Source organism: Streptomyces sp. AJS327 (assembly GCF_013450295.1).
Classification (GTDB): Bacteria; Actinomycetota; Actinomycetes; order Streptomycetales; family Streptomycetaceae; genus Streptomyces.
Genome location: NZ_SKBR01000001.1, coordinates 1,342,980 through 1,357,793, shown reverse-complemented (window position 1 = coordinate 1,357,793; position 14,814 = coordinate 1,342,980). Strand labels below are relative to the sequence as shown.

15 protein-coding genes are annotated in these 14,814 nt (G+C 74.2%); 5 read left to right on the top strand and 10 right to left on the bottom strand.

Annotation, left to right across the window (positions count from 1 at the left end; all coding sequences use genetic code 11):
• Together E0L36_RS05455 and E0L36_RS05450 are read left to right on the top strand one after the other, a co-directional pair.
• Complete coding sequence (locus tag E0L36_RS05455) at nt 1-2,058, top strand: fumarate reductase/succinate dehydrogenase flavoprotein subunit (RefSeq protein ID WP_180927684.1); 2,058 nt, start codon at nt 1-3, stop codon at nt 2,056-2,058.
• Nucleotides 2,055-2,813, top strand: a complete 759-nt coding sequence (locus E0L36_RS05450; RefSeq protein ID WP_180927683.1) for a succinate dehydrogenase/fumarate reductase iron-sulfur subunit — start codon at nt 2,055-2,057, stop codon at nt 2,811-2,813. The genes E0L36_RS05455 and E0L36_RS05450 overlap by 4 nt, the downstream gene beginning before the upstream one ends.
• Before the next feature lie 9 nt (nt 2,814-2,822).
• Here the strand turns inward: E0L36_RS05450 and hisF are convergent, their stop codons facing one another.
• From hisF to hisD, 8 genes are all read right to left on the bottom strand, one after another.
• Nucleotides 2,823-3,578 carry an imidazole glycerol phosphate synthase subunit HisF gene (gene hisF, locus E0L36_RS05445; RefSeq protein ID WP_180927682.1) on the bottom strand — a complete coding sequence of 252 codons (756 nt, stop codon included), beginning with the start codon at nt 3,576-3,578 and terminating at the stop codon, nt 2,823-2,825.
• Between the two features lie 14 nt (nt 3,579-3,592).
• A complete protein-coding gene (locus E0L36_RS05440) occupies nt 3,593-4,006 on the bottom strand; it encodes a RidA family protein (protein WP_180927681.1) in 414 nt (137 codons plus the stop codon).
• Entirely contained in the window at nt 4,003-4,728 is a 726-nt protein-coding gene (gene priA, locus E0L36_RS05435) for a bifunctional 1-(5-phosphoribosyl)-5-((5-phosphoribosylamino)methylideneamino)imidazole-4-carboxamide isomerase/phosphoribosylanthranilate isomerase PriA (protein ID WP_180927680.1), read from the bottom strand. The genes E0L36_RS05440 and priA overlap by 4 nt, the downstream gene beginning before the upstream one ends.
• A gap of 207 nt (nt 4,729-4,935) precedes the next feature.
• Nucleotides 4,936-5,598, bottom strand: a complete 663-nt coding sequence (gene hisH / locus E0L36_RS05430; protein WP_180927679.1) for an imidazole glycerol phosphate synthase subunit HisH — start codon at nt 5,596-5,598, stop codon at nt 4,936-4,938.
• Nucleotides 5,595-5,759: a hypothetical protein gene (locus tag E0L36_RS05425; protein ID WP_180927678.1), complete on the bottom strand. Its 165-nt coding sequence runs from the start codon at nt 5,757-5,759 to the stop codon at nt 5,595-5,597. Before E0L36_RS05425 ends, hisH begins: the two co-directional genes overlap by 4 nt.
• Entirely contained in the window at nt 5,756-6,331 is a 576-nt protein-coding gene (gene hisB, locus E0L36_RS05420) for an imidazoleglycerol-phosphate dehydratase HisB (RefSeq protein WP_180928618.1), read from the bottom strand. The genes E0L36_RS05425 and hisB overlap by 4 nt, the downstream gene beginning before the upstream one ends.
• A gap of 77 nt (nt 6,332-6,408) precedes the next feature.
• The gene (locus E0L36_RS05415; RefSeq protein ID WP_180928617.1) at nt 6,409-7,533 is read right to left on the bottom strand and encodes a histidinol-phosphate transaminase; all 1,125 of its coding nucleotides are present in this window, start codon (nt 7,531-7,533) and stop codon (nt 6,409-6,411) included.
• 53 nt (nt 7,534-7,586) lie between these two features.
• Nucleotides 7,587-8,948 (bottom strand): histidinol dehydrogenase, encoded by a 1,362-nt coding sequence (hisD, locus tag E0L36_RS05410; RefSeq protein ID WP_180927677.1) that lies wholly within the window; start codon nt 8,946-8,948, stop codon nt 7,587-7,589.
• Between the two features lie 547 nt (nt 8,949-9,495).
• Between hisD and E0L36_RS05405 the strand changes: the two genes are divergently transcribed.
• The 3 genes from E0L36_RS05405 (at nt 9,496) to ybaK (ending at nt 12,521) form a co-directional block, all read left to right on the top strand.
• Nucleotides 9,496-11,109, top strand: coding sequence for an oxidoreductase (locus tag E0L36_RS05405; RefSeq protein ID WP_180927676.1), 1,614 nt, complete (start codon nt 9,496-9,498; stop codon nt 11,107-11,109).
• A gap of 69 nt (nt 11,110-11,178) precedes the next feature.
• Nucleotides 11,179-12,000 (top strand): LON peptidase substrate-binding domain-containing protein, encoded by an 822-nt coding sequence (locus E0L36_RS05400; protein WP_180927675.1) that lies wholly within the window; start codon nt 11,179-11,181, stop codon nt 11,998-12,000.
• A gap of 17 nt (nt 12,001-12,017) precedes the next feature.
• Nucleotides 12,018-12,521 carry a Cys-tRNA(Pro) deacylase gene (gene ybaK / locus E0L36_RS05395; RefSeq protein WP_180927674.1) on the top strand — a complete coding sequence of 168 codons (504 nt, stop codon included), beginning with the start codon at nt 12,018-12,020 and terminating at the stop codon, nt 12,519-12,521.
• Nucleotides 12,522-12,914: 393 nt separating this feature from the next.
• Here ybaK and E0L36_RS05390 read toward each other — a convergent pair whose 3' ends face one another.
• Nucleotides 12,915-13,664, bottom strand: a complete 750-nt coding sequence (locus tag E0L36_RS05390) for a hypothetical protein (RefSeq protein WP_180927673.1) — start codon at nt 13,662-13,664, stop codon at nt 12,915-12,917.
• A 256-nt stretch (nt 13,665-13,920) separates the two neighbouring features.
• A complete protein-coding gene (locus E0L36_RS05385; protein WP_308416641.1) occupies nt 13,921-14,811 on the bottom strand; it encodes an ABC transporter permease in 891 nt (296 codons plus the stop codon).
• Nucleotides 14,812-14,814: the final 3 nt, after the last annotated feature.

Genomic DNA, 14,814 nt, shown 5'->3' with positions numbered 1-14,814 from the left:
ATGCCCTCCGACATCCCCGCTTCCACCCCGCCCGCCTCCGGCGTCTCCGGGGGTCCCCCGGGCGCCCCGGCGCCCGGCCCGGCGGGGACGGACCTCCTCGACGGCCCGGCGTACGCCCGGTACACGGAGGGCGCGCCGCTCGTGGACTCCCGGGCCCCGGAGGGGCCGATCGCCGAGCGCTGGGACCGGCGGCGCTTCGAGGCGAAGCTGGTCAACCCGGCGAACCGGCGCGGGTTCCGGGTGATCGTGGTCGGCACCGGGCTCGCGGGCGCAGCCGCCGGGGCGACCCTGGCCGAACAGGGCTACCGGGTAACGCAGTTCTGCTACCAGGACTCCCCCCGCCGGGCACACTCGATCGCCGCGCAGGGCGGTATCAACGCGGCCAAGAACTACCGCAACGACGGTGACTCGGTGCACCGGCTGTTCTACGACACCGTCAAGGGCGGGGACTTCCGGGCGCGCGAGTCGAACGTGCACCGGCTGGCGCAGATCTCCGTGGAGATCATCGACCAGTGCGTCGCCCAGGGCGTCCCGTTCGCGCGCGAGTACGGAGGGCTGCTGGACACCCGGTCCTTCGGTGGGGTGCAGGTCGCCCGCACCTTCTACGCCCGGGGGCAGACCGGTCAGCAGCTGCTGCTCGGCGCGTACCAGGCGCTGTCCCGGCAGATCGCGGCGGGCGCCGTGGAGATGCACCCGCGCACCGAGATGCTCGACCTGGTGGTGGTGGACGGCCGGGCGCGCGGGGTCGTCACCCGGGACCTGGTCACCGGCCGGGTGGAGACGCACCTCGGGGACGCGGTGGTGCTGGCGACCGGCGGCTACGGCAACGTCTTCCGGCTCTCCACCAACGCGCGGAACTCCAACGCCACCGCGATCTGGCGGGCGCACCGGCGCGGGGCCCGGATGGCCAACCCCTGCTTCACGCAGATCCACCCCACCTGTATCCCGCGCTCCGGCGAGCACCAGTCGAAGCTGACGCTGATGAGCGAGTCGCTGCGGAACGACGGCCGCATCTGGGTGCCCGCGCGGGCGGGCGACACGAGACCCCCCGGACGGATCCCGGAGGCGGAGCGCGACTACTACCTGGAGCGCCGCTACCCGGCCTTCGGCAACCTGGTCCCCCGGGACATCGCCTCGCGCGCCGCCAAGCAGGTCTGCGACGAGGGGCGTGGGGTCGGCCCCGGTGGCGAGGGCGTGTACCTGGACTTCGCCGACGCCGTCCGGCGGCTGGGCCGGAAGGCCGTGGAGGAGCGCTACGGCAACCTCTTCGAGATGTACCAGCGCATCACCGCCGAGGACCCGTACGAGGTGCCGATGCGCATCTACCCCGCGATCCACTACACGATGGGCGGACTCTGGGTCGACTACGACCTCCAGACCACGGTGCCGGGGCTGTTCGCGATCGGTGAGGCCAACTTCTCGGACCACGGCGCCAACCGGCTGGGCGCCTCGGCGCTGATGCAGGGCCTGGCGGACGGCTACTTCGTGCTCCCGGCCACCCTTCCCGACTACCTGGCGCGGCTGTCGGAGGCCGGGCGAGCCGAGGTCGACCGGGACCATCCGGCCGTGCACGAGGCGGTGTTCGACGTCACCGACCGGCTGTACGCGCTGCTCTCCAACAACGGTGACCGCACGGCGGACAGCTTCCACCGGGAGCTGGGCGAGCTGCTGTGGGAGGCGTGCGGAATGGCCCGGGACGCGGCGGGCTTGCGCGGAGCGCTGGAGCGCCTCCCTGAGCTGCGGGCCGAGTTCTGGCGGCGGATCCGGGTGCCGGGCAGCGGCGAGCGGCTCAACCAGGAGCTGGAGAAGGCCCACCGGCTGGTGGACTACCTGGAGTTGGCCGAGCTGATGTGCCTGGACGCGCTGCACCGCGCGGAGTCCTGCGGCGGCCACTTCCGCACCGAGAGCCAGACCACCGGCGGCGAGGCGCTGCGCGACGACGCCTCCTACGCGTACGTCGCCGCCTGGGAGTTCACCGGTACCGGCCAGGCGCCCGTGCTCCACCGCGAACGGCTCGACTTCGAACACGTCCACCCCACCCAGCGGAGCTACACATGAGGCTCACCCTGCGCGTCTGGCGGCAGCCGGACTCCGGCAGCGAGGGCGCGATGGTGCCCTACGCGATCGACGACGCCGATCCGGCGATGTCCTTCCTCGAACTGCTCGACACCCTCAACGAGCGGCTGGCCGAACGCGGTGAGGAGCCGGTCGCCTTCGACCACGACTGCCGGGAGGGCATCTGCGGCGCCTGCGGCATGGTGATCAACGGGCGGGCGCACGGCCCCGAACCGACCACCACCTGTCAGCTGCACCTGCGGCACTTCCGGGACGGCGACACCATCGACGTGGAGCCGTGGCGGGCCGCCGCCTTCCCCGTCGTACGCGATCTGGTGGTGGACCGGAGCGCCTTCGACCGGGTGATCGGCGCGGGCGGCTACGTGACCGCGCCGACCGGAAGCGCGCCCGAGGCCCACGCCACCCCGGTGCCGAAGGCGGCGGCGGAGCGGGCGTTCGAGCACGCCGAGTGCATCGGCTGCGGCGCCTGCGTCGCGGCCTGCCCGAACGGCTCGGCGATGCTGTTCACCTCGGCGAAGGTCAACCACCTCAACGCGCTGCCGCAGGGCGCCCCGGAGCGGGAGAGCCGGGTGCTGGACATGGTCGGCCAGATGGACGCGGAGGGCTTCGGCGGCTGCACCCTCACCGGGGAGTGCGCCACCGCCTGCCCGAAGGGCATACCGCTGTCCTCCATCGCCGCGCTGAACCGGGAGTTCCTGCGCGCCGCCACCACCAGCCCACCCGCCTCCGGCCGCTAGGAAGGAGCCTCAGCGGACCGGCTGCCCGGCCTCCCGCAGCGCCTCCTTGACCTGCCCGATCCGCAGCTCCCCGAAGTGGAAGACGGAGGCGGCGAGCACCGCGTCCGCGCCCGCCTCGACGGCCGGGGCGAAGTGCTCCAGCCGCCCGGCGCCGCCGGAGGCGATCACCGGGACGGACACCCGCTCGCGGATCGCGGCGGTCATCTCCAGGTCGTAGCCGTCCCGGGTGCCGTCCGCGTCCATCGAGTTGAGCAGGATCTCCCCGGCGCCCAACTCGGCCGCGCGGTGGGCCCATTCGAGCGCGTCGAGGCCGGTGCCCCGGCGACCGCCGTGCGTGGTGACCTCGTACCCGCCGCCGGGGGTGCGCCGGGCGTCCACCGACAGCACCAGCACCTGGCTGCCGAAGCGCTCCGCGATCTCGCGGATCAGCTCGGGCCGGGCGATGGCGGCGGTGTTGACGCCGACCTTGTCGGCCCCGGCGCGCAGCAGCCGGTTCACGTCGTCGGCGGTGCGCACCCCGCCGCCCACGGTCAGCGGGATGAAGACCCGCTCGGCGGTGCGGCGCACCACGTCGTAGGTCGTCTCCCGGTCTCCGGAGGAGGCGGTGATGTCGAGGAACGTCAACTCGTCGGCGCCCTCGGCGTCGTACACCGTGGCCATCTCCACCGGATCCCCGGCGTCCCGCAGGTCACGGAAGTTGACGCCCTTGACGACCCGGCCGCCGTCGACGTCCAGGCAGGGGATGACTCGGACCGCGAGGGTCATGACCGTGCTGCTCCTTACCGGGTCGCGCCGCGCGACTCCGCTTCTCGGTACGCCTCGACCTCGACCTCGACGACCAGCGAGGGGTCGACGAAGCCGGAGACGATGATCATTGAGGCGGCGGGCCGCACCTCGCCGAAGAGCTCGCGGTGCGCCCGCCCCACCTCCTCCACGTCCCGGGCGTGCGTGACGTACATCCGGGTGCGGACCACGTCCGCGCGCCCCAGGCCCAGTTCCTCCAGCGCGCCGACGGCGACGCCGAAGGCGGTGACGGCCTGTTCGTACGGGCCGCCCTCGGCGATCCGCCCGTCCACCACCGAGGTGCAACCCGACACCAGGACCAGGCCGTTGGGGAGTTCGACGGCCCGGGAGTAGCCGAACTCCTCCTCCCAGGGGCCGTTCGAGGACACGCGACGCGGGGTGCTGGTCATGCTGATACGGCCTCCAGAGCCTCCTCCAAGGTGAACGCCTTGGCGTAGAGGGCCTTTCCGACGATCGCGCCCTCGACCCCCTCGGGTACCAGCGTCGCGATCGCGCGGAGGTCGTCAAGGGAGGAGACGCCCCCGGAGGCGACGACCGGGCGGTCCGTCGCCGCGCAGACCGAGCGCAGCAGCTCCAGGTTGGGCCCCTGGAGGGTGCCGTCCTTGTTGATGTCGGTGACGACGTACCGGGCGCAGCCCTCGGAGTCGAGCCGCTCCAGCGTCTCGAAGAGGTCACCGCCGTCCCGGGTCCAGCCCCGGCCGCGCAGCGTCCGGCCGCGCACGTCCAGCCCGACGGCGATGCGGTCACCGTGCTCGGCGATGACCCGCGCCACCCACTCGGGGGTCTCCAGCGCCGCCGTGCCCAGGTTGACCCGGCGGCAGCCGGTCGCGAGCGCGGCGGCGAGCGAGGCGTCGTCCCGGATGCCGCCGGACAGCTCCACCTTGACGTCCATCGCCGTGGCCACCTCGGTGATCCGGGCGCGGTTGTCGCCGGTGCCGAACGCCGCGTCCAGGTCGACCAGATGCAGCCACTCGGCACCGGCCCGCTGCCAGGCGAGCGCGGCCTCCAGCGGGTCACCGTAGGAGGTCTCGGAGCCGGACTCGCCGTGTACCAGGCGGACGGCCTGGCCGTCACGGACGTCGACGGCGGGGAGGAGTTCGAGGGTGCTCATCGCGGACGGAACCTCACGGGGTCGGGGGCGTGCCGGTGGATCGGACGGAAACGGGGAACTCAGGGGGAACACAGGGGACTTCGCGGGGGTTTCGCGGGCGTCGGGGGAACGCGCGGCGGAACCCCGGGGGACGGGAACGGGGACGGGAGCGGTCGGTAGGGACGGGGCCCGGCCGGAGTCGCCGGTGGGAGCGGCCGGGCCCGGGGCTCAGAGCGTGTCGACCCAGTTGCGCAGCAGCTGGGCCCCGGCGTCTCCGGACTTCTCCGGATGGAACTGGGTGGCCCACAGTGGGCCGTTCTCCACCGCGGCGACGAACGGCTCCGCGTGGGTGGTCCAGCTGACCCGGGGGGCGTTCATCCGCGGGTTGACCGTCTCCAGCTCCCAGTCGTGCGCGGCGTAGGAGTGCACGAAGTAGTAGCGCGCGTCGGCCGGGAGACCGGCGAACAGCCGGGAGTCCTCCGGCGCCCGCACGGTGTTCCACCCCATGTGCGGCACCGCGTGCCCGGCGTCGGCGGTGAGCGGGCCCACGGTGCCGGGCCACTCGTCCAGCCCATCCGCCTCCTGCCCGTGCTCCACACCGCGCGTGAAGAGGATCTGCATCCCGACGCAGATGCCGAGCACCGGCCGCCCACCCGCCAGCCGTCTGCCCACCACCCAGTCGCCCCGGGCGGCGCGCAGGCCCTCGACGCAGGCGGCGAAGGCGCCGACGCCCGGCACCAGCAGGCCGTCGGCGGACATCGCCCGTTCGTAGTCCCGGGTGATCTCGACGTCGGCCCCGGCGCGGACGAGCGCCCGCTCGGCCGACCGCACGTTGCCGAAGCCGTAGTCGAAGACCACGACGCTCCGGCGCCCGGCCGCGTCCGCCGTCATGACCACACCCCCAGTCGCAGCACCCCGGCGCCTAGCGCCATCGCGGCGCCGAGACCGAGCAACACCACCACGCCCCGGGGCAGTTCCTGCTTCCAGAAGGAGATCGCGCCGCCCAGCAGGAAGAGCCCGACGAAGATCAGGAGCGTCGACAGCCCGTTCACAGGGCTCCCTTGGTCGAGGGGACGCCGTGCTGCCGGGGGTCGATCTCGGAGGCGTACCGCAGCGCCCGCGCCAGCGCCTTGAACTGGCACTCCACGATGTGGTGCGCGTTCCTGCCGTACGGCACGTGGACGTGCAGCGCGATCTGCGCCTGGGCCACGAAGGACTCCAGGATGTGCCGGGTCATGGTGGTGTCGTACTCCGCGCCGATCATCGGCGCCATGCCCTCCGGCTCGCTGTGCACCAGGTAGGGGCGGCCCGAGAGGTCGACCGTGACCTGCGCGAGCGACTCGTCCAGCGGCACGGCGGCGTTCGCGAACCGCACGATCCCCCGCTTGTCGCCCAGCGCCTGCCGGAAGGCGGCCCCCAGCGCCAGCGAGGTGTCCTCGATGGTGTGGTGACTGTCTATGTGCAGGTCGCCGTCGGTCTTGACGGTGAGGTCGAACAGGCCGTGCCGGCCGAGCTGGTCGAGCATGTGGTCGTAGAAACCCACCCCGGTGGAGACGTTCACCTCGCCGGTGCCGTCGAGGCCGATCTCGACGAGGACGGAGGTCTCCTTGGTGGTGCGCTCCACGCGGCCCGTACGCGGGGATCGGGCGTCGCTCGCCCGCTCCTCCCGAGGGGCCCCGGGCGTCGGGGGGGTCCGGGGGGTCACTGTCGTCTCTCCTTCATCACTGCGCGCACCGCGTCCAGGAACGCGTCGTTCTCGGCCGGGGTTCCGGTGGTGACGCGCAGCCACCCCGGCACCCCGTTGTCCCGCACCAGCACACCGCGCTCCAGCAGCGCCTCCCACACGGCGTGCGCTCCGCCCTCCTCCTCGAAGAGGCCGAACTGGACGAAGTTGGCGTCGGAGTCGGTCACCGTACATCCGGCGGCGCGCAGCTCCCGCACCAGGCGGTCGCGCTCCTCCTTGAGCCGCCCCACGAACCCGAGCAGGGTGTCGGTGTGCTCCAGCGCCGCCAGCGCGGTGGCCTGGGTGACCGCCGAGAGGTGGTACGGCAGCCGCACCAGCTGCACGGCGTCGACCACCGCCGGGTCGGCGGCGAGGTAGCCCAGCCGCAGTCCGGCCGCGCCGAACGCCTTGGACATGGTGCGGGAGATGACCAGGGTGGGGCGGCCGTCCAGCAGCGGCAGCAGCGAGGGGCCGTGCGAGAACTCCTCGTACGCCTCGTCGACCACCACCAGGGCGCCCCGCTCCGGGCGGGCCGCCTGCGCGGCGTCGTACAGCGCGCGGACGGTGTCGGCGTCGACCGCCGTGCCCGTCGGGTTGTTCGGCGAGCAGACGAAGACGACCTCCGGCCGCCGCTCCGCGATGGTGCGCACCGCCGCCGCCACGTCGATCCGGAAGTCCGCGGTCCGGGGTCCGGACAGCCAGCCGGTTCCGGTGCCACGGGCGATCAGCGCGTGCATGGAGTACGAGGGCTCGAAACCGAGCGCGGTGCGCCCGGGCCCGCCGAACGCCTGGAGGAGCTGCTGGAGCACCTCGTTGGAGCCGTTGGCCGCCCAGACCTCGCGCGGGCCCATCTCGTGGCCGGTGACGCGGGTCAGGTACCCGGCCAGCTCGGTGCGGAGGGTGAGGGCGTCCCGGTCCGGATAGCGGTTGAGGGTGCGCGCGGCCTCGCCCACCCGCTCCGCGATCCGGGCGACCAGTTCCTCGGGCAGCGGATAGGGGTTCTCGTTGGTGTTCAGCCGCACCGGGACGTCCAGCTGGGGGGCGCCGTAGGGCGTCTCGCCGCGCAGTTCGTCCCGGATGGGGAGGTCGTCGAGGGCGGTCACCGGCCCGGCCGGGGCGTTCGGCGAGACCGCGGTTCCGTTCGTTCCGCTCGCGCTCACGGCCGCTCCCCCGCTCCGCTCCCGCGCGGGCCCGGGGCGCCGGACCCGGCGGGGTCCCGCTCGAACCGGGCGCTGACCGCCTCGCCGTGTGCCGGGAGGTCCTCGGCCTCCGCCAGCACCCGGACGTGCTCGGCCACCTCCGCCAGCGCCTCCCGCGAGTAGTCCACGACGTGGATTCCGCGCAGGAAGGACTGGACGGACAGGCCGGAGGAGTGGCAGGCGCAACCGCCGGTCGGCAGCACGTGGTTGGAGCCCGCGCAGTAGTCGCCCAGCGAGACCGGGGCGTGCGGGCCGACGAACACGGCGCCCGCGTTCCGCACCCGCGCCGCCCACCCGGCGGCGTCGGCGGTCTGGATCTCCAGGTGCTCGGCGGCGTAGGCGTTCACCACCGCGAGCCCCTCGTCCAGCGAGTCCACCAGGACGGTGCCGGACTGCTGGCCGGAGAGCGCCTCGGTGATCCGCTCCCGGTGCCGGGTCGCCGCGACCCGGACGGCCAGCTCCGCGTCCACCGCGTCGGCCAGCGCCTCGGACGGGGTCACCAGGACCGCGGCGGCCATCGGGTCGTGCTCGGCCTGGCTGATCAGGTCGGCGGCGACGTGCGCCGGGTCGGCGGTGTCGTCCGCCAGGATCGCGATCTCGGTCGGGCCCGCCTCCGAGTCGATGCCGATCCGGCCCTTGAGCAGCCGCTTCGCGGCGGCGACGTAGATGTTGCCGGGGCCGGTCACCAGCTGGGCGGGGCGGCACTCCTCGGTGCCGTAGGCGAACATCGCGACGGCCTGCGCCCCACCGGCCGCGAACACCTCGTCCACCCCGAGGAGCGCGCAGGTCGCGAGCACCGTCGGGTGCGGGAGGCCGGTGTCCGGACGCGGGGGCGAGGTCACCGCCAGCGACTCCACCCCGGCCTCCTGCGCCGGGACCACGTTCATCACCACGGACGACGGGTAGACCGCCCGGCCGCCCGGTACGTACAGACCGACGCGCTCCACGGGCACCCAGCGCTCGGTGACCGTGCCGCCGGGGACCACGCGGACCGTGGAGTCGGAGCGCCGCTGCTCGCGGTGGACCAGCCGGGCCCGCCGGACGGACTCCTCCAGCGCCGCGCGCACCTTCGGGTCGAGTTCGGCCAGCGCGCGTTCCAGCGCGGAGTCCGGCACCCGGGTCCGCTCCAGCTCCGCGCCGTCGAACCGCCGGGCGTACTCGACGAGCGCCGCGGTGCCGCGATGCTGGACCTCCGCGCAGATCGGCCGCACCTTCTCCAGGGCGGCCTCCACATCCAGCTCGGCTCGGGGCAGCAGGTCGGGATCGAGGCCACCGCCATCGAGGAGGGCGGAGCCACGCAGGTCGATTCGGGAGATCACACGTCCAGTCTCTCAAACCTCCTCCGTCGCCCCGCTCCGCGTATCACCTGGTGGACGCCGTTCCGGACCACCCCCGCGCGCGCCCCCGCGCGAGACCGCGCCGGACAGCCTCCAGGGCTGGGGCGGGGCGACGCCGGGCACCAGTATCGCCCCGCCCCGACCCCACCCCTCCCGACGCCCGGCCCCCGCCCGACCCCCACACGGACAGCCCGACCCGCACCCCCTCCGCCACCACCTCTCAGCACCCTCACCACCCTCACCACACGTGACACCACACGTGACCCACGTGACCACCCCGCCCCTCCTCCACCGCCCCCCGCCCCGTGCGCCCCCGGCCGCCCGCGCCCGTGGCCCGCGATGGCCACGGGACGCTCCGTGGTCAGGGCACTCCGCGCCAGAACCGCGTCATCGCGGCAAACCCCCTGAACCGGAACCAAGTTCCCGCCGAATCACCGGTGTTGACATCCTTAACCCCCGCCCCCGCGGGTACGGGGACAACGTTCGGCACACGACCGACGACGGAGCGAACGGACAGGAGGTCACGAGCGTGAGCGAGCCAGAGGGAACGGCCGAGCCACCGGCCGGGCTGACCACGGCCGAATGGGGGTTATGGCAGGCGTTCCGGAACGGCAGCCAGCACGATCTGCGCACCGGCCGGGCGGAGTGGGACGACCCCAACAGCGACCACCCCTGGGGTCCCGAACGGACGGTGCGCGCCCGGGTGATCGCGCTCCTGCTGCTGCACGGACCGCCACCACTGCTGGGGCGGGTGACCGCGCTGCACCTGTACGGCGCGTACGTCACCGGCTGCCTCGACCTGTCCGGCGGCTCCGTGGGCTCCTACGTCGAACTGGGCTTCTGCCGCTTCCAGAAGGAGGTGCGGATATCCGAGACGCGCCTCAACACGGCGCGTCTGGTGGACTGTTACCTGCCCCGGCTGGAGGCGGCGCGGCTGGCCACCGACGGCGACCTGCACCTGCCGCGCTGCACCATCCCGGAGGGCGTCAAGCTGACGGACGCCACGATCGGCACCGACCTGATGCTCAACGAGGCGACGGTGGGCAGCGGTCGGGGCAGCCGGGCGGTGGCCGCCGACGGCATCACCGTCTCCCAGGAACTCCAGGCCAGCCTGCTGGTCACCGACGGCCAGGTGAGTCTGCGGGGCGCGACGGTGGGCAGCTCACTGCACATGTACGGGAGCGTGTTGCGCAACCGGGGTGGCCAACACGCCCTGTACGCACCGCAGATCACGGTGGAGCAGGTCGCCAGCTTCGCCGAGGCCCGCCGCGACCGTTCCCAGCAGATCCTCGGCACCACCCCGCCGACCGGCACCGCCTACCCGTTCACCACCGAGGGCGACGCGCACCTGAACGGCAAACCCTTCGAGTGCACCGGCGGAATGGTGCTGGACGACGGCCGGTTCGGCTCCTCCCTGCTGATCGAGAACGCCCGGCTGACCCTCCGCAGCGACCAGGAACTGTCGCTCCGCCGCATCCACACCCCCGAGTTGGGCTTCACCCCGCAGCCGCCGGAGAGCGGCCGGGTGGTGCTCTCCGGCGCCTCGGTCGAGAAGTTGCTTGACCGCGTGGGGAGTTGGCCCAGCGGGCAGCGACTGTGGATGGCGGGCTTCACCTACCAGCAGGCGATACCCAAGGAGGGCCACTTCAACGTCCGTCAGCGCCTCCAGTGGGTCGCGAGCGCCACCCCCGAGTACTCCCCCGAGCCGTACGAGCAACTGGCCGCGATGTACCGCGCCACCGGCGAGGACACCAACGCCCGTACGGTGCTGCTGGAGAAGCACCGCCGGAGACGCGAGACGCTGCCGCTGCTGGGCAAGCTGTGGGGCTACCTCCAGGACTGGACGGTGGCCTACGGCTACCGCCCGGCCCAGGCCGCGCTCTGGATGGCGGTGCTGTGGGCAAGCGGCACCCTGCTCTTCTCGCAGCGCCCCCCGGGCGCGCTCAAGGGCGAGGAGGCACCGCACTGGAGCGCCGCGCTCTACGTACTCGACCTGCTGCTACCGGTCATCTCCCTGGGCCACGACTCGGCGTGGAACCCGGCGGGCGGCTACCAGTGGGCGGCGGCCGTCCTCATCCTGCTGGGCTGGACGCTGGCCACCACCATCGCCGCCGGCGCGACCAGACTCCTGAGCCGCCAGTGAGGCCCGGCGGCACGGCCATCGCGCAACACACCACCGGCAACCCGGCCGGAGGCTTTAGGCTTGCCCGTTGTGACTACCGCGCTTCCGCTCTTTCCCCTCAACTCGGTGCTGTTCCCGGGCCTCGTACTGCCCCTGAACATCTTCGAGCCGCGGTACCGCGCGCTCATGCGCGATCTGCTCAAGATCCCGGAGGACGCCCCGCGGCGCTTCGCCGTCGTCGCCATCCGCGACGGACACGAGGTCGCCCGCCCGTCCTTCGGCACCGGGCAGCTCGCCCCGCTCGACCCGGCGCGCGTGGAGCCCTCCCCACCGCCCGGCACCAGCCCCACGGCCGGTTTCGGGCCCGACCCCCTGAGTTCCTTCTACGACGTGGCCTGCGTCGCGGACGCCTCGACCATCCGCGAACGGGCCGGGAGCGCCGAGGAGGAGGCTTCGCCGGAGACGCCCGGTGAGCCGGACGACGCCGCGGCTGGATACGAGGTGCTGGCGACCGGCACCACCCGCTGCCGCCTGCTCTCCGTGGACGCCAGCGGGTCCTATCTGATGGCCGAGGTCGAGGAGCTGGAGGAGACCGAGGGCGAGGGCGCGGGCGCGCTCGCCTCCGGGGTGCTCCGGGCCTTCGCGGGCTACCAGAAGCGGCTCGCCAGCGCCCGGGAGCGGACCCTCGCCGCCGGTCAGGAGCTGCCCGACGACCCGTCGGTGATCTCCTACCTGGTCGCCGCGGCGACGGTGCTCGACACCCCGGCGAAGCAGCGTCTGCTGGAGGCCCCCGACACCGCCAGCCGGCTCGCGGCCGAACTGAAGCTGCTGCGCCGGGAGAGCGCGGTGATCGGCAAGCTGCCCTCGCTGCCCGCGCCGGAGCTGACCCGCGACCCGACCAGCCCCAACTGACCCCGGAATGACGGACGATGGCCAAGACGACGGGTAAGAGGAAGCAGTCAGCGGCGACCCCGGCGACGGTCGCCGCCACCCGGGCCGGGGTGGAGTTCACCACCCACTCCTACACACCCGACCCGGCCGCCGCCTCCTGGGGCGCGGAGGCCGCCGAGGCGCTCGGTGTCGATCCCGGGCGGGTGTTCAAGACGCTGGTCGCGGAGGTGGACAGCGCGCTCACGGTGGCGATCGTGCCGGTCTCCACCACGCTCGACCTCAAGGCGCTGGCCACGGCGGCCGGTGGCAAGCGCGCCGTGCTCGCCGACCCGGTGGCCGCCGAGCGCAGCAGCGGCTACGTACGCGGCGGCATCTCGCCGCTCGGGCAGCGCAGGCGGCTGCCCACGGTGCTCGACGACTCGGCGGACGACCACCCGACGGTCTGTGTCTCCGCCGGGCGGCGCGGACTGGAGATCGAACTCGCCCCGGCCGACCTCGCCGCCCTCACCGACGCCGTCACCGCCCCCATCGCCCGGACCTGAGCCCGGCGCGACCCGACGGCCGCTCTCCGGTGGCCGCGCGGGCGTCGTCCGAGCCATCCGACGTCCGCGCTGCCCGAGCCGCCCGCGCCGCCCCCGTAAGCGGGGCCCAGGCCCACCGCCCGCGCGGTTCCGGCGGCCACGGCCCACGGCCTCCCGGCGGTGCGCCCGTACGGCGGTGCGGCGCGCGGGGGCTTCCCAGCCCGTCCGTCCTCCGCTACGACCGAAGGAGCGCCGGGCACACGCCGGCCGGCGGACGCCCGGCACCACGGCCGAGGGGGTCACCACGATGTCGAAACGCACCCGCAAACGCCGCTGGCGCGTCCGCAAACGGCGCGCGAACCACGGCCGCCGCCCCGCCTGACGGCCCGCCGGAGGCGGCTGGGCGGGCCGCCGTCAGCGGCCGGTGTCCGCCCAGCCGCCGCCCGGCGCCCCCGGTCCGGCGGGTGGTGGCGGTGGCGGCAGGGGCTCGCGCTTGCCGAAGGCGACGGTGAGCACCATGTGCACCAGCAGCGCGGCGAACGGGAAGCCCAGCAGCACGCCCTTGGCCTGAAGCTTCAGCGGGCCGTCGAAGGTGGCGCCCGCGCCGGCGGCCCGGGCCGCCTCCACCAGGTCGGTCTCCGGGCCGAGCGCGACCCCGATGCCCCAGCCCCCCAGCGCGGCGAGCAGCGCGCCCACGGTCATCCCGATGACGAGCCCCACACCGCCCCGGCGTCGCACGAGGAAGACCACCAGTCCGACGAGGACGCCCAGGCCCGCCGAGATCAGCAGGAAGCTCCCGTCGGCGCCGACCACCTCCTCGCCCTCGGGGTGCTTGGGGTAGACCGCCGAACCGTCGGTGATCAACGGCGTCCGGGGGGCGAGCCAGGCCCACAGCGGGCCGAGCACCAGTGCCAGCAGCGCGACGGCGAGGCCGCACACCACTCCCTCACGTGCCTCGGCCTCGATCCCGTCCGACCCCGCCTCGGGCGGATCCGGGTCTCCGGCTCCGCCGGGGTACGCCGGATACGGGTCGGGCCGTCCTCCCGCTGATCCGCCGGTGGCGTCATCCCGGTTCCCCCAGCCGGGGCTGCCGGGCGCCGGGCGGCCGGATTCGCCGGTGGAGTCGGGGTCGGGGTTGGAGGACGAAGGCGTCGGTACGGTCACGGGGCCATCGTGCCAGGCCCGGCCGCCCGTTCGGGAACGGGGCGGCGCTCCGGACTGTCCCCACCCGCCCCACGCGCACCGCGCCCGGACACGGCCGCGAGCGGCCACGAGACGTCCACGGGCGCGGGTGTCGCCGGGTACGGGTGGACGGTGGTCGGGGGCGGTGCTCAGGGGCGGGGGTGAGCCGTGGGGGGGGTGCGGTGGCGGCGGTGCGCGACTCCGGTCGGGCGGGGGCGGGCGGCCGCCCGCGGTCGGCTCAGCGGACGGCGGCGCGCCGGTAGGCCCAGGTCGCCACGGCCAGCGCGGCCACCCCGACCGCCGCGCACACGCCCAGGTCGAAGCCGACGGCGGCCCAGTCGGGGCTGGCCTCGTAGGTCCGCGCCAGGGCCTCCACCCCGTACGTCGACGGCAGCAGGTCCCGCAGCCAGCGCACCGGCTCCGGCAGCTGCCCGGCGGGCAGCACCCCGAGCAGCAGCGCTGCGGACATACCCAACTGCCCGCACACCGTCGCGAGTTCGGGACGGGGCGCGAGCAGCCCCAGCGCCGCGCCGAGCCCGGCGAGCGCGGCACCCGTCAGCGGGATGACCGCCGCCAGCACCCAGAGCCCACCCAGCGGCAGCTGGAAGAGGACGCTCCCCGTGAGCGCCGTGACCAGCACACCGGGCACCGTGAACGAGGCGTACGCGCCCGCCGCGCCCAGCACCACGGCGGCGGCCGGGACCGGCAGCGTGGCGTAGTGGTCGAGGCCGCCGCTGGCCCGCAGCTGCCCGAAGTACTGGGCCAGCAGGTTCAGTGCGACGAAGGCCACCACCAGCACGCTGGACCCGGCGACCACCGCGCGGGCCTCCGCGCCGCCGTCCACCACCCCGCGCATCAGCACCATGATGCCGAGCGACTGGAAGGTGGCCACGAACAGCAGCGGCACCCGGGCCACCCGCGCCCGGGAGAGCTGTGCCCGGTAGACGGCGGTCAGCGCGGGCCACAGCCGGGTCCGCTCGGACAGCCGCTCCGGTTCGGCCGAAGGGAGTGACGGCTCCGCGACCGCGAGCCCACCGGGGCGGTCCCGCCCGGGACTTCCGGCGCTCCGCGCTCCGCGCCCACCGACGCCGTCTTCTTCCGCGCTCTCCACCGCGGCCGTGCTGCTCACGCC

Excerpts from the sequence above, each read along its gene's own strand:
- E0L36_RS05455 (WP_180927684.1), top strand. The coding sequence starts at position 1 with ATGCCCTCCGACATCCCCGCTTCCACCCCGCCCGCCTCCGGCGTCTCC.
- E0L36_RS05450 (WP_180927683.1), top strand. The coding sequence starts at position 2,055 with ATGAGGCTCACCCTGCGCGTCTGGCGGCAGCCGGACTCCGGCAGCGAG.
- hisF (WP_180927682.1), bottom strand. The coding sequence starts at position 3,578 with ATGACCCTCGCGGTCCGAGTCATCCCCTGCCTGGACGTCGACGGCGGC.
- E0L36_RS05440 (WP_180927681.1), bottom strand. The coding sequence starts at position 4,006 with ATGACCAGCACCCCGCGTCGCGTGTCCTCGAACGGCCCCTGGGAGGAG.
- priA (WP_180927680.1), bottom strand. The coding sequence starts at position 4,728 with ATGAGCACCCTCGAACTCCTCCCCGCCGTCGACGTCCGTGACGGCCAG.
- hisH (WP_180927679.1), bottom strand. The coding sequence starts at position 5,598 with ATGACGGCGGACGCGGCCGGGCGCCGGAGCGTCGTGGTCTTCGACTAC.
- ybaK (WP_180927674.1), top strand. The coding sequence starts at position 12,018 with ATGGCCAAGACGACGGGTAAGAGGAAGCAGTCAGCGGCGACCCCGGCG.